Source organism: Metabacillus sp. SLBN-84 (assembly GCF_053629595.1).
The window spans coordinates 481,114-502,566 of the sequence record NZ_JBRJIP010000001.1 but is presented as its reverse complement, the minus strand read 5'-3'; the positions used below and the strand labels follow the sequence as shown (position 1 = coordinate 502,566).

Genomic DNA, 21,453 nt, shown 5'->3' with positions numbered 1-21,453 from the left:
CTAGATTTTCTTATCTACTACAAATCCCAGGAACTCCGTTAATGCTGCGTACAAATCCAGCATCTTCTTCGACGGAATCTCCCGGACAATCTCCTTCGTCTGACTGTCTACCACCGTCACATAATACTCATTCAGCTTCTCATGCAGCTGAAACTGAATCGACGTGTTCGCCGGCTGCAGAAACTCATTGATGCTCTTCACCGCTTTTTCAATCTCTTCTTTCGGAAAAGCAGGAATGTATTCTTCTTTACTTACTTCTCGTATGGTTACGGTCTTCGTGTCAATTTCTGTGATGCGCGGACCAGGCTGGGATGACATTTTCTCAATCATCATGATGGGTCGCTCCTTGGGTATATGTTCTATTGGTTATATCGGAGGGATTGGGGAGATTTGAAGGTTTGGGGAGTTTAAATTGGGCTTAAATGTGTAAAGGAAGTTTATTATTATTTGCAGAAATAAATTAAATTTAGTAGAATCTAATCGGAACAAACGTTCTTATCTTAAGGGAGGTATATTAGATTAATACTTTTGAGACTATGCCAATAGAAGTCATGCAAATGCTGACAGGTAAACTGTTAGGAGACGGAAACTTATCTATTGAAAAAGGAAAAAGACCAAGATTTCGTTTTTCACATTCTTCTGCAGATTCTGGCTGGTGTTTTCACTGCTACGAAACACTTAAAGCACACATCCCTCTCAGTAAGCCTAAATACAGGAAGATCTCTGACAATAGAATAGAGGCTGGGTATACCGACCAATTCTATGTTCAATCCAAATTATCGCCACTCTTTGATAGCTTACTTCCACTTTGGTATAAAGAAAGAACAAAGAGTATCCCATTCCCTCTTCTTGAACAGTTTATTAATCCTCTAGCTTTAGCTTGGTGGTATCAAGATGACGGACATTTAAAAATACAAAACAACACCCCTAAAAAAATTATCCTATCCACAGATTCGTTTACTCAAAAGGAAAACAGGTTTTTAACAGAGTTACTTTACACTCAATTTAAGCTTCACTTTAAACTAGATGGGCAAAATCGTCTGGTCATCTACGATCAAAAACAAATTCTGCTGTTCCTGAGAATTGTGCACCCGTACATTCATCATTCTATGAAACGAAAACTGCTGTCGCCTTCAGAAACAGAAATAACCTTTCCTGAATATAAGAGAACATCAATTCATATTCCTACTCGAATTCTAATTAAAAAGCCAACGCAAGAAATTAGAGACGTTATTGACAAATCAATGAATCATATACCACTCTCTCTGTATGAATCATATTTTTCACTTTCTAATACTAATGAAATGAGGATACGAAAATCCTATCAAATTGTTTTAACGAGGAAGCATCATGAATTCCTTGATTTGATTAAAAGAGAAACAGGTATGAATATGAGTGAGGCGGTAAGTACAATGCTTACTCTGAAGGCACATTCTAATAGAAAAAGACTCTAGCTGAGCTAGAGTCTTTGATCCAATTAACGAAGTAATTGAAGAACACCTTGAGGCTGTTGGTTGGCTTGAGCAAGCATAGCTTGAGCAGCTTGAGAAAGAATAGAATTCTTCGTTTGGTTCATCATTTCTTTCGCCATCGCGCGAACATTTACTTTCATAAATGACCAGACTATATCTTCACCCTCTGAATTTTCCAGTAGGGGTTGGGCACTTCGGATTCTCAATGCTGAACCACATTGATTCACCTACGGATTTCATCACCATAGCTTACGCCTTAGATGGTCTATCCTAGTCGTTGAACCTTCTCCAGAGTTTCCTCACAGGAGCTTGGCTGCTGATTGCCCAATCTTTTCTTTTTTCGGACCTTCACGCTTGTCGTTTCCGACTGCGTTGTGGCAAGAAAAGCTCTAAGGGGTTTCCAGCAATTCACCCAATTATGATCTCTGGCCGTTACCAGCCAGGACGACTGTGCTTGTCACTGCTTACGCAGCTAAAGCATAATCCACGTCACGAACACGTGATTCTGCAGCAGTTAGGTTTTCTGCAGAAGTTCCTAAGTTATTAATAGAATGTTCCAAACGGTTTTGGTATGCCCCCATTTTTGAACGCTCTGCAGAAACCATTTTAATTGCATCATCAATTACAGTGATGGCTGCATCAGCATCTGTTTGAGTAAGCACTCCGCCTGATGTTGCAGTATCTGTGTCTTGCTTAAGTGACTGAACTGAAGTAGTTGTTCCTGCAACTGCTCCTGGTGTAATTTTCAAAGAGTCTGCCGCCTCTACAGTTCCAACTCCTCCACCCAATGTTACTGCATCAGAAGTTAAGTTTTCAAAACCGATTTTGCCGTCAGCTTTTACAGTTGCTTTAATTAAATCTTTGAACTCAGCGTTTCCTTGAATTTGATTATTAATAGCATTTACCACTTCGTCAACACTGCCGTAATCCTGATCTAGTGTGATTGTAGCTTGTGTAAGAGCTACTGCATTTACAGTTGCATCAAGAGTAAATCCTGAATCAAGTGCACCACTAAAATCAGTGTTTATTGAAGCAGTTGAAAGAAGTCCACTACCAGAAACAGTTCCAATAGCATTAGCATTCATATCATTAAATTGGATATCCATGGACTGCCCTTGATCAGCACCGATATGGATTTTTTCACTTAATCCTCCACCAAGAAGGTTTTTAGTGTTGAAAGTAGTATCATCAGCAATACGATCTATTTCGTCAACTAGTTGGTTCAATTCTTTTTGAATTTCTTTACGATCATCATCAGTAGCCGTACCATTAGAAGCCTGAACAGCTAATTCACGCTGACGTTGAAGAATGCTGTGTGTTTCATTAAGCGCACCTTCAGCAGTTTGAATCATTGAAATTCCATCTTGAGCATTTCTAGAAGCTTGTTCCAATCCGCGAATCTGTCCACGCATTTTCTCAGAAATTGCAAGTCCAGCCGCATCGTCACCAGCACGGTTGATACGCTGACCAGAAGCTAATTTCTCCATTGATTTAGATTGAGCACCAGAAGCACTGTTTAACTTGTTATAAGTATTAAGAGCCGCAATATTATGATTAATTCTCATTACAAATTTCCTCCTTGAATTGTAAGTTTTCATCCACATCCTTGTGGAAGATGTCAGACTGGGCCGAGCCGGCCGTCTGCAGCCCTGCCTGACACTTTTTATATCGACATGGCTGAAAATTGTTTAATAGATTTAGAAAAAATTTCATAAAAAAACCTTAAGCCGATGTGCTTAAGGTTATCTGTTTCTTAGCTGGGACAAGAGGTTTAGCGATACGTCCGCCGCTTTGCTGTTTTCTTCCTGAATGGAAAGGTAGATTTCTTTCCGATGGATGTCAATGTGTTTTGGGGCGCTGATGCCGATTTTGACCTGATCGCCTGAGATGGAGATGACGGAGATCTCGATATCGTCGCCGATTTTAATGGCTTCCCCTGTTTTTCTTGTGAGTACGAGCATCAGGCTTCCTCCCACAGGCGGTGTTTGGTTGTGTAGTCTGTTCCGCTCAGGATGAGCTGCTTGCCTGTTTTTTGTTTACGGTTGATGATGACCGGACCCTGGAGATTGGCGGTTGAAGCATTAAATGGGTCTGTTACGGTCAGGATGACGTAAACTTCCACGTCCTTTTCGCTATCAATGGACAGGGTTTCTTTGGAGGATTCGTCAATCTCAAATTCATAGTCTTTGAAAAAGAAAAACGGACTTGTGACGACGAAGGCAGTGGAGGGGCTCTTAACAGACTGAAGAATGTAAAAGGATGAGTCCTCTTCAAGCGGCAGAAGGATAAACGACCTTTCATCCAAAAAGCCGGGTATGCCATGCTCAAAAGCCAGTTTTTCGCCTTCATCTATATCAACCGTTCCGTGGTACTTCGTTTCGATAACCATGCTGCACGTTCCTTTCTGTTAAATGACAAAATCAATTTTCAGCTGATTGCGCTCAGCCAGATGGAAATTTACGTCTCCGGCTTCATAATCCATGATCGGCTTATTAGTTGTGCTTTCAATGATAGGATCATTCGTCTTCACATCAATTTTTACCTCTGCAGGCTGATAGGCAAGCTTCACACTGAAATGCGACGGAATAAAGCCGATGTTGAATTGCTTTTCCGGGCGCTCGCTGTTCGTTTTTGCCTGGGCAGTCAGAGGCCGGCCGCCGTTTTCAATCCGCATCTGCTCATCCCCCTGCCTGATGCGCCTTGCAATGCCGGACAAGAGATCCTGCCTGCCCATATCCGCAGCTTCTTGAATGCGCATTGAAATATGCTTTAAGTCGACATCTTCTCTAGCTTTTGACTGATCAATTGTGAGCTTCCCGGGTGTGGTCCTGATCGTCAGCTCTGCCTTCGGCTGCTGAATGGAGAGGTCGGCAGGCTTTTGTTCAATGGAGAGCTTCGCGTTCACGGTCTCGATTCCTATTCTGGCAAACCGGCTCTCAAGTCTGATTTGGGGAATTTGCATTCATTCTCCTCCCTAGTAAAAAAGCTATCTCGCAAAAGATAGCTTTATCTTAAAAAGTCCATCAGCGTCGGCTGCATGATCCTCGCACCTACTGAAAGTGCGGCTCTATGGAGACTTTCCTGTGCCGTGAGACTCATGATGACTTTCTCAAGGTCTGCGTCTTCGTTTTCTGAAAGAATACGTGTAGACACAACTTCCTGCTTCATCACCCGGTCTTCAATCAGCTCAAGACGGTTATACCTAGCGCCAAGCTCCGCGCGTTCAGCGGTCATGGCGTCCATTTTTCCGTCAAGGTCTGAAAGAAGTCCGTCCAAGCCGGACCCATCACCTGAAGTGAGGGCTTTTTCTATTGATCCCACAACAGCGAATAAGTCTTCGCTGAATACGTTATCTGAGTTGATATTCGCTTTAAGTGAAACACCTTTTGATACTTCTACTTCAAACGGAGATTTATCGACGAGGACGGTTACCGTACCGTCAGCATTCAGTGTCACCGGTGCCTTTTTTGTCTCTGTTCCGTTGAAAATGTAATTTCCCGCTACTTGGGAGTTAGCAGACCCGACCAGATCCTCTTTCAGCTGCTTGATTTCAGCGCCGATCGCTTTCAAGTCCTCGGGGCTGTTGGTGCCGTTGCTTGCCTGCACGACAAGCTCGCGGACACGCTGAAGAACCTGCGTGCCCTGCTCGATGCCCGCTTCTGAGTTTTCCATCCACTGATAAGCTTCGGAAATGTTACGCTGGTATTGTTCAACTTCTGTCAGGTTTGTACGGTAGTGCATACCTTTCATGGCAACGACCGGATCTTCAGACGGCCGGCTGATTTTTTTGCCGGTTGCGAGCTGGTCCTGGTACGTTCCCATTTTTTCATAGCTTTTGCTTAAATTCCGGAGAGAATTGGCTGCTAGCATACTTTGTGTGACGCGCATGTTTTTTCACCTACCTTCTTAATCCATTGATAATGGTGTCAAGCATCTCGTCCTGCAGCGAAATCATTTTCGCCGAGGCATTATAGGCGTGCTGAAATTGAATCATATTCGTCATCTCTTCATCGAGTGACACAGCACTTACCGACTGGCGGCGCTGGTCAACTGCCGAACGGAGGACATCTGTGTTGCTTGAGAGGCGGTTTGCTTCCTGGGCATCAACGGCCATTCCGCCAATTAAGCTTTCGTAGAAGTCCTGGATGGTCGTCGTTTTTCCGCCAATGGAAAACGTCTGATTTTTCACTTCTGCAAGCGCCAAAGCATTTTTTCCGTCTCCGATGTTTCCATTGGAAGACGCTGCGATGTTGTCGGTTGAATCGAGAATATCCTGGTGCAGCTGAATAAGGGCAGCGGCACCTTCAGGAGGATTTGTCAGGCTGCCGAGATCAAAGAATGGTGAGCTGACTGCTCCGCCCTCTTCTATTCTCTTGATGCTGTAGCCCGCTTCCTGAACTTCGTTGACTTTTTCAGCAAAACTGTAGGCAAGCTGGTCAAGCTGCTGAAGCATTTCAGGGTAAACGCCCTTTGCAGTGCCGCTCTCATTGTATCCATAGGAATCAATTAAACTGCGGATCTTGCCCGCGCTGCCGAAATCCTTTACATCTAAAGCTGTTCCGCCAATCGAGACGGTATCAGCAAGACCGTTATCAGAAGAATATCCGACGCTTATTTCGTTCACGGTTTTCGTTTTGCCGTCAACAAGTGTTCCGAGAGATTTGCCTCCAGCGTCCACGATTTCAATAGAAACGGATCCTTCCGCAATCGGAAGCGCATTTCCCCCGCTTTTTTCATAGGAGATTTTCACGTTGGAGAGGCCCGACAGCTGATCTAGCAGACGGTCCCGCTCGTCGTACAAATCATTCGCCAGATAGCCGTGCGGCTCTATTTCCGAGATTTGTTTGTTGATGCTGTTAATCTGGTTTGCAAGGGAGTTGATCTCTTTGACTGAAACTTCAAGTTCGCTCTTCAGCTCACCCTGCACAGCTTTCAGAGATGTAGAAAGATAGTGGAACGTTTCGGCTACCGCTTTTCCCCTCTCGCGGACAACTGAACGGGCGCCTGCGTTCGTCGGGTTCAGGGCCAGGTCCTGCATTGACTGCCAGAAACGGTCAAAGCTTTTGGAGAGACCGGTCTCAGACGGCTCATTCATGATTTCTTCCATCTTCAGAAGAGCATCGGCGCGGGAATCCCAATACCCGCTTTTGTTATTTTCATAGCGGAACTGCGTGTCCAGAAAGCTGTCCCGCACACGTTCAATTGTCCCTGCCTGAACGCCGGTTCCGGTTTGCCCCGGGATATGCGGACGGTTGATGGACGCGTTCGGATAGGGCTCCGTCTGTTCAAAATTAACACGCTGCCTTGTGTAGCCCGGTGTGTTGGCATTGGCAATATTGTGGCCTGTTGTGTTCAAGGCGCTTTGCTGTGTAAACATTCCTCTTTTGGCAATTTCAAGACCTGAAAAAGTCGAGCGCATGGTTCATTCCTCCGAGCTTTATGCTTTTGAATCAAATAATGATTTTCGTTTCGGCTGAGCTGCTGCAGTTAAGCCCGGAGGCTTGTAGGCCGGGGACTCTTCCTTAGGCATGAGCATATCAAGAGACAGGGAGACAAACTGAAGGGCCTGAACGGTCAGCTGCTGATTGAGCTTGTTTGCATGTTTCAGCTTGTCCATGACATCTGTCAGGGAGGATAAAAGCTGCGCAAACTGGACCTTGTCTTCTCCCTCTGCTTTTTCAATGCATGCCGACAATGTAAGATCATAATCTCTGCCCAGATAGGCTGAGGTGAGCGGAATCCGCTCCTTCTCTGCAAGCTTAATAGCGCTTACGCAGATGTGCTCCTGCTTCAGGGTTTGCTGAAGCACAGCCAGATCTTCTTTTTTCAGAGCTTCTGTTTTGGCTTCGGCTAGCTTCAGAAGCTGCTGATTGAGCCTGAGAAGCTTCTCGAGTTTAAAAATTAATGGCTGTGCTGACACGGCAAATCCCCCTGGTTCTATTTCTTATAGTGATTAAAAAGGCTTTCGGCAACAGCTTTCGGGTCCGGCTGGTAAGTGCCGCTTTCAACCTGCTTTTTCAGAGCTGCCACTTTTTCCTGTCTTGCGGCATCGATGCTGTTCTGCTGCTGAAGTTCTTTCGCTTTGGATGAGATCTCTACCTTATCCTGTTTCTGTGCAGCCTGCGGGAGCTGCTGCTTTTCCGCACTTCTTTGGTAGGGATTGATTGAAGCTGAATTCAGATGATTGATTTTCATCTCTTATCCTCCTCCATTCCTGTGATGATATCTTTATCGGCCCTATTTGCCGGCCATTAATAGTCTTACTAGTTTTTGGGCTGAAAGGTATAGAAAGTCGCTTTCTCTTCTGTGACTTTCTGACGGCGTTCTTCCTCCCGCTCTAAGTCGAACAGCTGAGTTTTCAAGTCTTTTGAACATGTGAGGCACAGCTTGTTCTCCCTGATCAGCGTTCCGCATTTCTGGCACGGGTAGCCAAGATTCGGGAAATTGGCGAGCTGGATTCTTCCCTGTCTGATGAATTTCAGAATCGTGTCTTCAGAGACTTCTGTTTCCTCTGCAGTAGTCACCAGTGTTGCGCTGCGGTTTTTGCTTTGCTTTAAATAGCCGTAAACAGCTTCAAACTGACGCTCTTCTTCTTTGCTGCACGTATCGCATACTGTTTTAAACGGTGTTTTTACAAATAATGAGTAGCATTCCGGACAATTTGATAGTTCCACAATTATTTCTCCTATCATTGTACTATATATCAATAATATCGGTTCGTTTTTGAAAACGTTTAGCCCCTGACGAGAGTTAAAGAGGAGACCTTTTTTGCCCCGTTTTGGATCAGCACGTTTGCCGCATGCCTGATTGTCGTGCCTGTTGTGTAGATATCATCGATTAGAAGGATGTGTTTTGAGAGAATGTCAGAAGGGTTTTCGATAAAAAAGACATTTTCACTTTGAAGGCGTTCTTCGCGGGTTTTTTTGGATTGTTTTTCAAGATGTTTGCGGTTTAAGGGAGAAAGAACGGGGCGGCCGAGAAGTTCAGCGAGGAGGAGTGCCTGATTAAATCCGCGTTCATAAAGTCTTTGGCTGCTGAGAGGGACAGGAACGATGAGGCCGGCCTCTTTAAAGTGCTGAAGGTAAGCTTGCCGGAAGGAGTCTTGAAAGACGCGCACTAATACTGCGTCACCCCTGTATTTGTATCTGGCAATCACATCTTTCATCCAGTCATTGTAGTGATAAACCGAGCGGCTGCTTGTTAGAACGTTTCCTAATTCGGGGTCTGCCTGCCATCTTTCACAGTCATAACAAATCTGTTCATCTGCCTGAGGCCGGCCGCAGGTTTGACAGACCGGCCCTTCGATCAGAGTGAATTTTTGGAGGCATTCTGAGCAGCATGCTTCTTCCTTTTCCAAGAAAAAAACGCTTCTCCAGGTAACCGTCTTTTCCAGTTCTGCTGCGCAAATCAGACAAAGGCTCACTCTTCACCTCTTTCAAATCTCCGGCAGCGCGGCATGTCAGAAACCATTTTCGCCGATTCCGCAAGCTTGACGATCAGCGTTGTCATCTGCTGTTTGTCTATGAATTCCGCTTTGACGTAGGCGATTTTGCCGGCGTCTGTCACATATCTCGGCTGAACTCTGTTCAAGACAAGCGCGAGCACGTCATTCAGACATTCATCGCACGTGCAGCTCATCTGAAGAGCCTGCTTATATTCAAATAACAGGTCTGACATAATTTGTTCCATTGCATTAACAGCCAACGTCCTGTCCCCTTTCTTGCTGCTACTAACCGATTATGCCACAACGTAAAAATGTTGGATATATTTAACATGCTAAACAGTCAGAAAGTCACTTTCGCAGCTTGCGAGTTCATCATCTGAATATGCTTTTTGGCACGAATCATCGCCTCTGTTTTCCCGTAGTGAAAAAAGCGGACATCCCCATCAGGGTGTGCAGCGCTCCTGCCGACTCGTCCTGCTATCTGGACAAGTGCGCTTTCAGTAAAAATACCTGCTTCTGCACCGAGCACTGCCGCATCCGAATTGGGAATGGTGACTCCCCTCTCTAAAATGGTCGTTGTCACAATGATTGGAATGGCGCCGTCTCTGAACTTCTGCACCTTTTCTTTTCGGTCAGGATCCTCTGCATGGACCCCTTCTATCGCTGGGTGCTGCTCTTTCAGGATCGCCACAGCGTCTTTTAAAACGGAAATTGAAGGAACAAATAAAAACGCCTGTTTGTTTAAGCTAAGACGGTCAGTGACCCATTGCTGAAGCGGTTCAGGGAATCTCTGTTTCTGAAGCGCCCGTTTGTAATGCCCGCACCAGGTGAAGGATGGAACAGGGAGTGGATGGCCGTGGTATCTTTGCGGAATTTTCACATGAAGACTGATGGTTTCTTTTAGTTTTTCAGAAGGTGTGGCGGTTAAGTAAATCAGGGAACTTTCCGGTTTTCGCGCTCTGGCTGCAGCAAACTGGAGTTTTTGGTCGGCTGAAAACGGGAAGACGTCCACTTCGTCAATGATCAAGACATCAAATGCAGCGGTGAAGCGCATGAGCTGATGGGTCGTTGCGATGACGAGATCCGCTTCCCGAAAGCGTTCTTCACTTCCGCCGTATAGGGAGGCGATCTTCACTCCTGGAAAGGCAGCACGCAGTCTCGGAGTCAGCTCAAGGATGACATCCGTTCTCGGGGCAGCAAGGCAAACTTGTTTATTTTCTGACAGCGCTGCCTCAATTCCGTGAAACAGCATCTCGGTTTTACCCGCTCCGCATACGGCCCAGAGTAGCAGATCCTGCTTATTTCTTACAGCATAAACCATTCGGTCAGACCCTTTTTGCTGGGCATTTGAAAGCCTTCCATCCCACTTCAGGCCTGTAAACGCCGTCTCGCTCTTTGGCCGGTACGGGCCTGTCCATTTAATGAGAGGCGTACATTCGCTTACTCTTCCCATCTGAATGCAAGCCCTGCAATAGGAGCAGCTTTCACTGCATCTCGCGCACTCAAAGGAATCAATGAGCCGCGGATCTTTATTTCCGCAGCGGAAGCAAGCTCCATCTTTCACGCCGTATTCATAACTGACATAGCCATTTTCAACATGCGATTGGATAAGGGCAAAGGGGAAAGGAAGCTCATCAGGGAGCAGCAATCTGCCTTGAAGGTATGTTTGGAGGTCTTTGGAGTATAAAAATGATGGATCGGTTCGGCTAACACGGAGGCTGTGTTTGGCGACCTGAAGTCCTTCACTCACAATCTCTGCGGGTTTCAGCAATCCATTTTGGACCGAAAACCTCACTCCTGATCGAACTTCGTTTTTTCAATTTTTCTGAAGCGCTTTTCAACACTGATCGGCGTCCTGTTCAGTTGTTTGGCAATATCACGGAATTTGATGTTCTGTTTTCTGAGTTCAACAAGCTTGCGGTCCTCAAGTGTTGTCCAGTGCCGATATGGCCGTTTTTGAATGTCAATTTCCTGCATATGATCTCTCCTCTATATGGATAATGAAGTATACATATCCAAGTATGGGAATAAATGCAGGTATTGTCTAGTCATGTAATAAAAAAAGTATTGAAATAATGAAAATTTTCGGTGGGAATTTCGTCTTTTTTTCGTTGTTTTTCGTTCTTCTCTTCGGATACCGAAGAAAAATTACAGGAAGAGAGTCCTGGGTTGACAAAAAGAGAAGTGGGTACTTATGCGGACAAATGATGCACCGTGGGAATGGAGTCAATTTTTAAAGGAGCTTTCTTATTATTTATCGGTTTAGCCAGCCGTTTTTTTATACTAAATTTCATCCAAAGAGAAAACCGCTCGGCAGCCGCTCTAAGGCGGCCGGCAGAGCGGCTTCTTTATCTCGTATACCAGCCAAGGCCCATAGCCCCTTCACCCAAATGGGTTCCGATGACGGGTCCGAAATAGCTGATGGAATATTCGACGTGGGGATATTTTGCTTCGAGTTCTGCTTTCATGCTCTCTGCCTCATCAGGACGGTTTGCATGAATGATGACAGCGCGCATCGGCCTGCCTTTGCTTGCCTCTTCGTCAAAAAGGTCATAGATGCGGTTGAGCGCTTTTTTGCGTGTGCGGATTTTTTCAAATGGCACGATGAGTTTGTCTACAAAGTGCAGAATAGGTTTGACTTGCAGCAGGCTTCCAATCAGGGCCTGCGCACCGCTCAAGCGTCCTCCGCGCTGCAGGTGGGAAAGATCATCCACCATAAAATAGGCGCTGATTGATTGCTTCACTTCGTTTAAGCGTTCGATAATTTCCTCAGGCGTTTTGCCCAGAGCTGCCATTTCTGCTGCTTCAATTGCGTAAAAGCCCTGCACCATGCAGCTGACTTCTGAATCAAACGCATAGACCTTGATGCTTTCCGCCATTTGTCCTGCAGTTACGGCTCCATTATAGGTTCCGCTGATGCCGCTTGATAAGTGGACGCTGATCACTGCGTCATATTCTTTTGAAAGCTCCTGAAACAGCTCGACAAATTTTCCGACGGGTGGCTGTGACGTTGTCGGGAGCTCGCCCTTGCTTTTGACTTCCTCATAAAATTCGGCAGCCGTTATTTCGACTTCCTCCTGATACACTTCCCCGCCAAAAATAACGCTGAGCGGAATCATATGGATGTTCAGCCGCTCGCGGGTTTCTTTCGGTATATAAGCTGTACTGTCCGTAACAATTGCCGTTTTCATAAAATGTACCTTCCTTGTCATCGACTTCTCAACTTGTTCTTTCATTCTATAAGATAATGCTATAAATTTCATTACTTTTGTATGTAAATAATTGGTGAACAGCAAAAACCCCTGATATCTACTATAACAGGGATTTGCTCTATAGAAAAATTTCGTTTTGGCAACAAAAGCGGAAGCGCCTTGCTCAGATCCGATAGGCAGAAAAGTCCGGGTTTGACTTTTTTGCTGGATTTGTTCTGACAGAGGATCTAGGCGCTGGAGCTGGACGGAGATGCTTTGTTATATTTCTTTATCATTTCCTTACCAATAAAAAAACCCGCCGAAGCAGGTTCTATCGCACTTCCACCCAGCCGTTTTTAATGGCAACGACTACAGCTTGTGTACGGTCATTAACGTTCATTTTCTGAAGAATGTTGCTTACGTGGTTTTTAACGGTCTTTTCACTGATGAAAAGAGCTTCGCCGATGCCGCGGTTGCTTTTGCCGTCAGCAAGCATCTGCAGCACTTCACACTCGCGGCGCGTCAGGATATGTAATGGACGCCGAATTTCCGTTGCGATTGTGGCTGTGCCTCCGCCTGAACCGCTTGTCGCGAGGCGTCTGAATTCATTCACAAGGTTGTGAGTGACTTTAGGGTGCAGGTAAGAACCGCCGTCAGAAACAACTTTAACCGCTTCAATCAGCGTATCTGCATCCATTTCCTTCAGCAGGTAGCCGCGTGCCCCCGTTTTCAGCGCATGAGTGACATAGTTTTCGTCATCATGAATGGAAAGAATAATGACTTTCGTTTCAGGATTTGCTTCTACAAGCTGCTTTGTCGCTTCCACGCCGTTTACTTTCGGCATGTTGATGTCCATGATGACGACATCAGGCTTGCTGTCTTCAACGATTGAAAGAGCATCCTCTCCGTCATCGCCTTCTGATACAACTTCAAAGCTTGGTTCAAAATCCAGGATCCGCTTAACGCCTTCCCGGAATAATTGGTGATCGTCTATAATTGCAATTCTTGTCTTCATGCATACGCCTCCCATTTTTTATTCTAGTCTAAAACAAGGTCATGCCGTCAATATGCCTTTTGTCTCCTTTTTCAGACGTTAAGAGGCACCTGTATCATAATGAATGTCCCAAGACCTATTTTCGAATCAATGGTCATTCTTCCGTTCAGGAGCTCCACCCGCTCCCTCATGCCGAGCAATCCGAATGACTTTTTCTGATTTTGAATGGTATCCCTCGTATCAAAGCCTTTTCCATTATCTTTGATCATGAGGACAATATTATTCTGATTCACTTCGACTTTCACCTGTATCTCGCGGGCCTCAGCATGCTTGAGGGCATTTGTCACAGCCTCCTGGGCAAGGCGGAACAGCGCAACCTCAAACCGCGGAGGCAGCCGGTTTTCCTCAAATTCTCCAAGGCTCGAGAACAGGATTCGTGTTTTCCCGTTATACTCCTCAATCGTATACAGATACTTCCTGAGCGTCGGAATCAGGCCAAGGTCATCCAGGGCCATTGGTCTCAGGTCATAGATGATGCGGCGCACCTCATAAAGGGCATTCCGGACATTCTGCCTCAAAGAGCGGATTTCCTTGAATCCCTCTTCAGAACCGCGCTCTCTGAAAATCCGCTCAATTAATTCAGAGCGCATCATCACATTTGCAAGCATCTGTGCAGGCCCGTCGTGAATCTCACGCGAAACGCGCTTACGCTCTTCTTCCTGCGCTTCAATAATTCTGAGGCCAAAATCCTGCCTCTGCTGGGCATCTTCAATGAGCAGGCCAACCTGCCGCAGATCCTGATGCAGATAGTTCAGGACGACGGTAATCTGGCTGACAAGCACCTCAGCGCGTTCAATCGTCTCCTGAAGGCCGAGCAGCCTTCTCTCAAGGTCATCACGGCGGTCTCTAAGCTGCTTTTCCTTCTGCTGCAGCATCGTCAGCTCCACCTGAAGCTTGTGGGCCTTCTCATACGCCTCCCGAATTTCCTCTTCGCTGAACTGCTTGAAGTGCTTGCTGACCTCTGAGAGGCGCTTTCTGGCGAATCTCGCATGCACCTCAAGCTTGTCCCCCTGCTCAATGACATCATTCACCTGTATTTTGATTTGCTTTAACTCTTCGACGAGCGATTCGTATTGATGGCGGGACTGTTCGCCGATCTTAAAGATCTCGCCTTTGCTGCCGTCCACGGTTTTTACCATTTTATCCAGAATCTGATCGAGCACTTTGCAGTCGAGCTTCTTGGAGTCCACTATATCTCCTCCGCTAATGGGTTAAAATAAACTTCACACAATATCACACAATATAATGATTGAAGTGAAAATTTTGTCGCTTTATAATAGAAGAATGTGCTTAAGAAATGCGTAAGCGCCTGTTCAGCTCCGAAAGCCAGATAAGAAATCACCGGAAAAGTCCGATTTTGACTTTTTTGGGGATTTTGTTCTGGCAGAGGAGTTAGGCGCTGAAGCTGGACAGCGCACAATATACTCATAAAAAATGCTGCCTTCTGCAACCCTTTAAGGAGGTGTACAAGCATGCTTTCACACTATTATACCGTAAAAGGATACGGAGAGCATGAAATATCCATACAGAAATCCCGTTTTATTTGTTATCTTACCCGTGCTGAAACAGAAGAAGAGGCACAGGCCTTCATCCAGGAAATTAAAAAGAAGCACTGGGACGCAGCGCACAACTGTTCCGCCTATCTGATCGGGGAACAGGATCACATCCAAAAGGCAAACGATGACGGAGAACCAAGCGGGACAGCAGGAGTGCCCATCCTTGAAGTTCTGAAAAAAAGGCAGCTGAAAGATACAGTCGCAGTCGTGACGCGTTATTTCGGCGGCATCAAGCTCGGCGCAGGCGGTCTGATCCGCGCATACGGAAGCTCGGTATCAGAGGCGTTAAATGAAATCGGCATTGTGGAGCGTAAGTTGACCCGTGTGATGCATACTAAGATTGATTATACATGGCTCGGAAAAGTGGAGAACGAACTGAGAAACTCCAGATTTCAGCTCAAAGAGATCCACTACCTTGATACCGTTGAGGTTGAGACCTACACAGACGAGGGCCAGAAAGAAGCATTTACAGAATGGATGACTGAGCTGACAAACGGCCAGGGAGAAATTACAGAAGGCCGGCAGCTTTACTTAGAACAGCCAAAAATTTAAGAAAAATGAGGAGTATCTTATGAATAGGCAAGAAGTAAAGAAAATAAAGAAAAAGAAGAAGAAAAGTATTTTTAAACGCATCTTATTTTTGTTCTTCATCCTCTTTTTAGCTGTAGGAGGATATGCCGGCTACGTGTTCTACCAAACCTATCAGGCAGCAAACAATTCCTACGATGATCTCGGCAGGGATAAATCGAAGCTCCGCGATGAAGCCGTTACCATATCAAATGATCCGGTTTCGATCCTTCTTCTCGGCGTTGAGGATTATTCAAGCGGCGGAAAAGGCGGCCGTGCAGATACACTGATGGTCGCAACCTTTAACCCAAAGGATCAGACGATGAAGCTGCTTAGTCTTCCCCGCGACACACGCGTAAACATTCCGGGAAAAGAATCAAAGCGTAAAATTAACTCAGCCTACTCCTCCGGCGGAAAAGAGCTGACGATTGAAACAGTAGAGGATTTCCTTGATATCCCGATTGATTATTATGCAACCGTAAACTTTGAAGGTTTTAAAAACATCATTGATATCGTCGGCGGCATCACCGTTGATGTTCCGTTTGATTTTGAACAGAACAGTGATGATCCTAAAGCTGAAGTGCTCGAATTCAAAGAAGGCCCTATGGAGATGGACGGACGGTACGCTCTTGCTTATGCCCGGATGAGAATGGCGGATCCAAACAATGATATCGGCCGAAACGAAAGACAGCAGCAGGTCGTGAAAGAAGTCATCAATGAAATTGTTTCTGCAGGTACCCTGCTGAAGGTTGATCAGCTGACAAACGAAGTTGGGGAAAATGTTGAGACGAACATGAGAATGTCTGAGCTTCTCGGCTTTTACAAGAAATACAACAATTTCAACACCAATAAAATTGAGACGGTTAAACTTGAAGGCGTCGGCGAATACATCGGAAATGCCGCCTACTGGTTACCGGATGATACAAGTCTTGCCAATACTCAAATTGAGCTTAAAAAACACCTTGAGCTTGAAACAGATAACGATACACTCAGCAGTACAAATGAATAGGAAAAAGCTCCGGCCGGTGCCGGAGCTTTTTTCATGCACAAAAAAAAAACCGTACAGCGCGTGCTGTACGGATTTATTAATTGTCTTTTTGAGGCTTTGCCGTCAGTTTTCTGAAGGCATTGATAAGCGGCTTATGACCTTCGCCAATCAGGCCGACAAGCTCTGCTGCAATTTGAATGAACAGAAGCAGAATCATCATGATGAATAGCGCCATCCACATCGTTGCATTAGAGAAGATGATGGCAGATAGACCAAAGCATGCGCTGAAGAAGTAAATAAGCAGAACCGATTTTCTGTGGCTGAAGCCAAGATCCACCAGACAGTAATGCAGGTGAAGCTTGTCAGGCGCAGCAATATTCTGCTTGTTCACAAGCCTTCTGACAATCGCGAATAGCGTGTCGAAAATAGGTATAGCCAAAACAATGATCGGGATAATAAAACCGAACAACGTGATGTTTTTAAACAATCCCATCGTGGAGAGTATGGCGATCGAGTAGCCTAAAAACAGCGCCCCGGTATCTCCCATGAAGATTTTGGCCGGATAGAAGTTGTGCACCAGAAAGCCAAGCGAGCTTCCGATTAGAATGACGCACAGCGACACAACCGCAAATTGAAAGTTTGTAAAGGCCATAATCAGGATGCTTGTCATCGCAATGGATGAAACACCTGCCGCAAGCCCGTCCAGTCCGTCGATCAAATTGATCGCATTGGTTACCCCAACAATCCAGAGAATCGTGACAGGATAGCTCCAGTAATCAAGGTAAATGAGCCCGAAAAACGGAAGCGTGATTTTGTTGATCAGCAAACCTGATGATACGACAACTCCGGCAGCTGCCAGCTGTCCGATAAGCTTATATTTCGCTTTAAGCGTAAAACGGTCATCTAAAATACCGACAAGAACAATGATGAACGCGCCGATGATGACTTCATTCATATACATGGATTCGGGCTTAAGATAAAGGAAGCCTGCAGCGGTTCCGATAAAGATTGCAAGACCGCCCATCCTCGGCATCAGGCCCTGATGGATTTTTCGACTGTCGGGCTTATCAACTGCACCCATTTTTATTGCAAGTTTTTTAATAAGTGGTGTGATCGATACAGCCACTATAAAAGAAACTATAAAAGCTATAATATAATTAGAATAATCTAACATGTCTGCACCAACTTATGTGTGATATTTTCACTTCCTCCATCATAGCAAAAATATTTAAACTTGCAATTATTATTTTGTTAAGAATCTGTTGAGGCTATTCTAAGTTTGAACGCTTTTTGAACAAATTCCTGCTACTTCAGGAGCTTCCGGTAAAACGCTGTCAGTTTCTTCTCTTCTGATTCCCAATTATAGACGGTTTCGAAACTTTTTCGGCCGTTCCAACCAAAACTTTCTGCCTGTCCGGGATTCTCAAGCAGGGCGGAAAGCGCACCGGCAATTGCCGAGGGACTTTCAGGGTCAACGAGCCGTCCGCTGTTTGAGTTCTCCACTACTTTTCTGTAGTGCGGAAAATCAGAAGCCACTACCGCTGTTCCAGCTGCCATATATTCAAACAGTTTATTTGGCAGACAGACTAAATGATTGGGCTCAGGCAGATAAGGAATTACGCCAATGGATGCTCTGGACAAATACGATTCGATCTCAGAGTAAGGCACGCTTCCGGCAAATGTGATTCGGTCAGAATGCCCGCTTTTCTCAACCATTTCCTTGATCTCTCTTTCAAACGCTTCTGATTCAAATCTCCCTACAAATAGAAAGGCTGCATCAGGATGCTTGTCCGCCGTCATGATGAACGCCTCCGTCATCTGCCTGATCCCCCGGATTGGCGTTATCCCTCCAAGATATAAAACAAGGCTGCGGTCCTTTTGGCTATCATGACGGACGCTGAACATATCTGTCAGCGGATAATTTTCAATTTTGCATGACCGGTATTTTTGATACCTCTCCCCTACCTCATCCGTTGTATAAATCACGCCTGATAAAATTGGAAGGCAGATTTTTTCAATCATCTCATACGCAAACCGCACCGGCTTCTTCAGCCAGTTTTTTAAATATTTCTTGCTCATGATGGCATTCGGATAGTGCTCATGTGCATCAAAAATGACGGGCTTGCCTGTCATGATGCGCAGCAGTGTACCCGCAGGGATCAGCTCAGGGTCATGAAAATGATAGAGATCCGCACCCGTTTTTCTGGCCGTTTTCATAACCGTCAGTGTATGTAAAAACCGTTTAAGCTCTGATTTTGGCTTTTCGACCGGCACTATTTTAATGGAATCATCCAGAACAGCATCAGGTTTTGGCGCGACAAGCGTCACATCATAACCCGCCTTCTGCAGCGACTTGCATTGTTTATGGTAAATGCGTCCGTCATACGCCTGGTGGACAGAGGTGATGACACATATTTTCTTCATGGGCTTATCCATTCCTTTTCAGATCAAAGTTGTAACTTTTCCATTAATACTTTACACTAATATATTGACATATCCTAATATTTTATGGAAAGGGATTACTATGCGAATTATTTACATTACACAGCACTTTCCGCCTGAAATAGGTGCAGCTCAGGGACGTGCATTTGATATGAGCACAAACCTTTCAAATTTGGGCCATGACCTGCATGTGCTGACGGCCTTTCCAAAGCCATCCTCAACATTATTCAGCAAAGAGAAGGTAAATAAACTGTCTGTTTACCGATCTTTTCAAATACGTGATACGAAAAAGAGCTCCATACGCCGGCTCGCCAACTATTTATCCTTTATGGTATCGAGCATTTTCAGCGGTTTCAGAGTCAGAAAGCCGGATATTGTATATGCGACCTCCCCTCAGCTTTTCCAGGGTGTGACGGGATATATACTGAGCAGGATCCACAGAACAAAGTTCGTCTTTGAAGTCCGCGATTTATGGGTCGACTTCGCTGAGATTCTCGGCCAGTTCAAAAACAAGCGCCTGCTGGACCTTGCAAGAAAGCTTGAAAGGTTCATTTATAATAGAGCGGATTTAATTGTTGTCGTGACGCACGGCTACAAAGACCGTCTGATTGGCATGGGTATTTCAGCCGATAAAATCATCGTGATTCCAAACGGCGTAAATCCCCCGTCACTTGAAGCTCCCGCGCATGCACATGATGTAAAAAAAGAGCTTGGCATCGAAAATCAGTTCCTTGTCCTCTACACTGGAAATATCGGTGCTGCCCAAGGTCTTCAAACCATCATTGAAGCAGCAGACAAGCTTAAACATGACCCAAGCGTCTGTTTCCTTTTCATCGGGGAAGGCGTTGAAAAAGAACCCTTAATAGAAAAGGCCGCTTCGATGGGACTGACAAATGTACGTTTTCTTGAGGGCAAACGAAAAGAGGATCTTGCCTCCTACTACGAAAGTGCGGACCTTGGCATCGTCAGCCTGAAAAAACATCCGCTGTTTGAAATCACGATTCCATCAAAGGTATTTGATTATATGGCCGTCTCGCTGCCTGTCCTGATTGGGGTGGAAGGTGAGGCAAAGGAAATCGTTGAAGCAAATGAGGCCGGCTTCCCATTTGAGCCTGAAAACGCAGATGACTTTATCCGCGCTTTAAAGCTTGCTCAAAGTCAGCCGGAACGCCTCCAGACCATAAAAAAAGGACTGCGCGGTCATCTGCTTCAGTCGTTTAACCGGGAAACGCAGGCAAAAGAACTGTCTGATGCTCTTCAAAAGCTGCAGAAATGACCGTTACTTGCCTAAGTGGACGTTGTAGTTGCCTAAATCAACTCTTTAGTTGCCGGCTAGACCATTTTACTTGCAGCTTTTCAAAGATTACTTGTCAAATCTGCTACATTACTTGAATTTTCCCATCCGCTTCCAAAAAGAAGCAGACAAAAGACCTGATGCCGCAGCATCAGGTCTTTTGTTTTTTACACTTCAAACGGAACAGGCTTATCGCTGCGCTTCTCGAAATGATGCAGAATCGCTTCCACAATTCGTCTTGAAGCTTCGCCGTCGCCGTATGGGTTGGATGCCTTAGACATCGCCTCATAGCGTTCTTTATCGTTCAGCAGCTCATAGGCAAGCTGATAAATGGTTTCTTCTTCTGTACCTGCAAGCTTCAGTGTGCCTGCTTCAATACCTTCAGGGCGCTCAGTTGTGTCGCGCAATACTAGAACAGGAACTCCAAGTGAAGGAGCCTCCTCCTGCACGCCACCTGAATCTGTCAAAATGATGTGAGCTTTAGCTGCAAAGTTATGGAAATCATAGACGCCAAGCGGCTCAATCAAGTGAATGCGAGGATCATTTCCAAGCACCTCATCCGCCACCTCGCGCACTGCAGGATTTAAGTGAACAGGGTATACAACCTGAACATCTTCATGCTCCGTAATCAGGCGTTTAATCGCACGGAACATATTTCTCATCGGCTGGCCGAGATTTTCCCGTCTGTGTGCTGTTAAAAGGATCATGCGGTCAGATCCTACTTTTTCAAGGACTTCATGCGTGTATTCTTCTTTTACCGTTGTTTTCAGTGCATCAATCGCTGTGTTTCCAGTTATGTAAATCGTTTCGCCCTTCTTATTTTCCTGAAGCAGGTTTTGCTCTGCTTTGTTTGTCGGCGCGAAATGAAGATCAGCAATAACGCCTGTGATCTGACGGTTCACTTCTTCAGGGAACGGAGAATACTTATTCCACGTTCTGAGCCCTGCTTCAACGTGTCCTACAGCAATCTGGTTGTAGAACGCTGCTAAGCTTGCGACAAACGTAGTGGTTGTGTCGCCGTGCACAAGAACAAGATCAGGCTTCACTTCTTTCATGACTTCATCAAGGCCTTCAAGCGCCTTTGTCGTAACACCGGTAAGAGTCTGGCGGTCCTTCATAATGTTCAGGTCGTGATCGGGTTTGACTTCAAACAATTCCAGAACCTGATCAAGCATTTGACGGTGCTGGGCCGTTACCGTAACAATCGAATCAATTTCATCCGGATATTTTTCAAGCTCCAGTACAAGCGGTGCCATTTTGATCGCTTCCGGTCTTGTCCCGAAGATTGTCATGACTTTTAATTTGCGGTCCATATATTCTAACTCCTTTTATGTCCAATTAGGATGATTATATCATTAAGCAGAAAGAGAGTTGTTTTCTATAGTATTAAGATTTGTCTTCAATAATATTTCAGGTCTTTCAAAAAAGATGCGGTTTTAAAACCG

At 45.4% G+C, this 21,453-nt stretch carries 24 protein-coding genes and 1 pseudogene; 4 read left to right on the top strand and 21 right to left on the bottom strand.

What is annotated here, in order from left to right; genetic code table 11:
• Positions 1-333 carry a flagellar protein FlaG gene (gene flaG, locus RKD52_RS02425; RefSeq protein WP_454098522.1) on the bottom strand — a complete coding sequence of 111 codons (333 nt, stop codon included), beginning with the start codon at positions 331-333 and terminating at the stop codon, positions 1-3.
• Positions 334-557: 224 nt separating this feature from the next.
• Here flaG and RKD52_RS02420 point away from each other — a divergent pair, with 224 nt between their 5' ends.
• On the top strand, positions 558-1,454 hold the full coding sequence (locus RKD52_RS02420) for an endonuclease (RefSeq protein ID WP_454098521.1): 897 nt from the start codon (positions 558-560) through the stop codon (positions 1,452-1,454).
• A 23-nt stretch (positions 1,455-1,477) separates the two neighbouring features.
• Here RKD52_RS02420 and RKD52_RS02415 read toward each other — a convergent pair.
• From RKD52_RS02415 to RKD52_RS02335, 17 genes and pseudogenes are all read right to left on the bottom strand, one after another.
• Positions 1,478-1,594 (bottom strand): annotated as a pseudogene (locus RKD52_RS02415) (flagellin); the annotation flags it as partial.
• Between the two features lie 342 nt (positions 1,595-1,936).
• Positions 1,937-3,037, bottom strand: coding sequence for a flagellin N-terminal helical domain-containing protein (locus tag RKD52_RS02410; RefSeq protein WP_454098520.1), 1,101 nt, complete (start codon positions 3,035-3,037; stop codon positions 1,937-1,939).
• 177 nt (positions 3,038-3,214) lie between these two features.
• Positions 3,215-3,433: a carbon storage regulator CsrA gene (csrA, locus tag RKD52_RS02405; protein ID WP_454098519.1), complete on the bottom strand. Its 219-nt coding sequence runs from the start codon at positions 3,431-3,433 to the stop codon at positions 3,215-3,217.
• A complete protein-coding gene (gene fliW, locus RKD52_RS02400; protein WP_454098518.1) occupies positions 3,433-3,861 on the bottom strand; it encodes a flagellar assembly protein FliW in 429 nt (142 codons plus the stop codon). Before fliW ends, csrA begins: the two co-directional genes overlap by 1 nt.
• A gap of 18 nt (positions 3,862-3,879) precedes the next feature.
• Positions 3,880-4,434 (bottom strand): DUF6470 family protein, encoded by a 555-nt coding sequence (locus RKD52_RS02395; protein ID WP_454098517.1) that lies wholly within the window; start codon positions 4,432-4,434, stop codon positions 3,880-3,882.
• Positions 4,435-4,478: 44 nt separating this feature from the next.
• Positions 4,479-5,360, bottom strand: coding sequence for a flagellar hook-associated protein FlgL (flgL, locus tag RKD52_RS02390; protein WP_454098516.1), 882 nt, complete (start codon positions 5,358-5,360; stop codon positions 4,479-4,481).
• Positions 5,361-5,370: 10 nt separating this feature from the next.
• Positions 5,371-6,891 (bottom strand): flagellar hook-associated protein FlgK, encoded by a 1,521-nt coding sequence (gene flgK / locus RKD52_RS02385; RefSeq protein ID WP_454098515.1) that lies wholly within the window; start codon positions 6,889-6,891, stop codon positions 5,371-5,373.
• A gap of 18 nt (positions 6,892-6,909) precedes the next feature.
• Positions 6,910-7,392 (bottom strand): flagellar protein FlgN, encoded by a 483-nt coding sequence (locus tag RKD52_RS02380; protein ID WP_454098514.1) that lies wholly within the window; start codon positions 7,390-7,392, stop codon positions 6,910-6,912.
• A 17-nt stretch (positions 7,393-7,409) separates the two neighbouring features.
• Positions 7,410-7,667, bottom strand: a complete 258-nt coding sequence (gene flgM / locus RKD52_RS02375; protein ID WP_029566978.1) for a flagellar biosynthesis anti-sigma factor FlgM — start codon at positions 7,665-7,667, stop codon at positions 7,410-7,412.
• 68 nt (positions 7,668-7,735) lie between these two features.
• Complete coding sequence (locus tag RKD52_RS02370) at positions 7,736-8,149, bottom strand: TIGR03826 family flagellar region protein (RefSeq protein ID WP_369735722.1); 414 nt, start codon at positions 8,147-8,149, stop codon at positions 7,736-7,738.
• Between the two features lie 56 nt (positions 8,150-8,205).
• Positions 8,206-8,895: a phosphoribosyltransferase family protein gene (locus RKD52_RS02365; protein WP_454098513.1), complete on the bottom strand. Its 690-nt coding sequence runs from the start codon at positions 8,893-8,895 to the stop codon at positions 8,206-8,208.
• The gene (locus RKD52_RS02360; RefSeq protein ID WP_320154753.1) at positions 8,892-9,176 is read right to left on the bottom strand and encodes a late competence development ComFB family protein; all 285 of its coding nucleotides are present in this window, start codon (positions 9,174-9,176) and stop codon (positions 8,892-8,894) included. The genes RKD52_RS02365 and RKD52_RS02360 overlap by 4 nt, the downstream gene beginning before the upstream one ends.
• 80 nt (positions 9,177-9,256) lie before the next feature.
• Positions 9,257-10,369: a DEAD/DEAH box helicase gene (locus RKD52_RS02355; RefSeq protein WP_454098512.1), complete on the bottom strand. Its 1,113-nt coding sequence runs from the start codon at positions 10,367-10,369 to the stop codon at positions 9,257-9,259.
• Positions 10,370-10,707: 338 nt separating this feature from the next.
• Entirely contained in the window at positions 10,708-10,893 is a 186-nt protein-coding gene (locus tag RKD52_RS02350; RefSeq protein ID WP_369735703.1) for a hypothetical protein, read from the bottom strand.
• A 371-nt stretch (positions 10,894-11,264) separates the two neighbouring features.
• Positions 11,265-12,107 carry a DegV family protein gene (locus RKD52_RS02345; RefSeq protein WP_454098511.1) on the bottom strand — a complete coding sequence of 281 codons (843 nt, stop codon included), beginning with the start codon at positions 12,105-12,107 and terminating at the stop codon, positions 11,265-11,267.
• 331 nt (positions 12,108-12,438) lie between these two features.
• Entirely contained in the window at positions 12,439-13,122 is a 684-nt protein-coding gene (locus tag RKD52_RS02340; RefSeq protein WP_029284755.1) for a response regulator, read from the bottom strand.
• A gap of 71 nt (positions 13,123-13,193) precedes the next feature.
• Positions 13,194-14,351: a sensor histidine kinase gene (locus RKD52_RS02335; protein WP_029284757.1), complete on the bottom strand. Its 1,158-nt coding sequence runs from the start codon at positions 14,349-14,351 to the stop codon at positions 13,194-13,196.
• 282 nt (positions 14,352-14,633) lie between these two features.
• Here RKD52_RS02335 and RKD52_RS02330 point away from each other — a divergent pair, with 282 nt between their 5' ends.
• On the top strand, positions 14,634-15,269 hold the full coding sequence (locus RKD52_RS02330) for a YigZ family protein (protein WP_369735701.1): 636 nt from the start codon (positions 14,634-14,636) through the stop codon (positions 15,267-15,269).
• Between the two features lie 19 nt (positions 15,270-15,288).
• Positions 15,289-16,293 carry an LCP family protein gene (locus tag RKD52_RS02325; protein WP_454098510.1) on the top strand — a complete coding sequence of 335 codons (1,005 nt, stop codon included), beginning with the start codon at positions 15,289-15,291 and terminating at the stop codon, positions 16,291-16,293.
• 76 nt (positions 16,294-16,369) lie between these two features.
• On the opposite strand, the gene RKD52_RS02320 is transcribed toward RKD52_RS02325, so the two are convergent.
• Positions 16,370-17,446: a glycosyltransferase family 4 protein gene (locus RKD52_RS02320; protein ID WP_369735699.1), complete on the bottom strand. Its 1,077-nt coding sequence runs from the start codon at positions 17,444-17,446 to the stop codon at positions 16,370-16,372.
• A gap of 131 nt (positions 17,447-17,577) precedes the next feature.
• Positions 17,578-18,696 carry a glycosyltransferase family 4 protein gene (locus RKD52_RS02315; protein WP_454098509.1) on the bottom strand — a complete coding sequence of 373 codons (1,119 nt, stop codon included), beginning with the start codon at positions 18,694-18,696 and terminating at the stop codon, positions 17,578-17,580.
• A gap of 100 nt (positions 18,697-18,796) precedes the next feature.
• On the opposite strand from RKD52_RS02315, the gene RKD52_RS02310 reads away from it, so the two are divergent.
• Positions 18,797-19,990, top strand: a complete 1,194-nt coding sequence (locus RKD52_RS02310) for a glycosyltransferase family 4 protein (protein WP_454098508.1) — start codon at positions 18,797-18,799, stop codon at positions 19,988-19,990.
• A gap of 185 nt (positions 19,991-20,175) precedes the next feature.
• Here the strand turns inward: RKD52_RS02310 and wecB are convergent, their stop codons facing one another.
• A complete protein-coding gene (gene wecB / locus RKD52_RS02305) occupies positions 20,176-21,321 on the bottom strand; it encodes a non-hydrolyzing UDP-N-acetylglucosamine 2-epimerase (RefSeq protein WP_369735694.1) in 1,146 nt (381 codons plus the stop codon).
• Positions 21,322-21,453 lie beyond the last annotated feature (132 nt).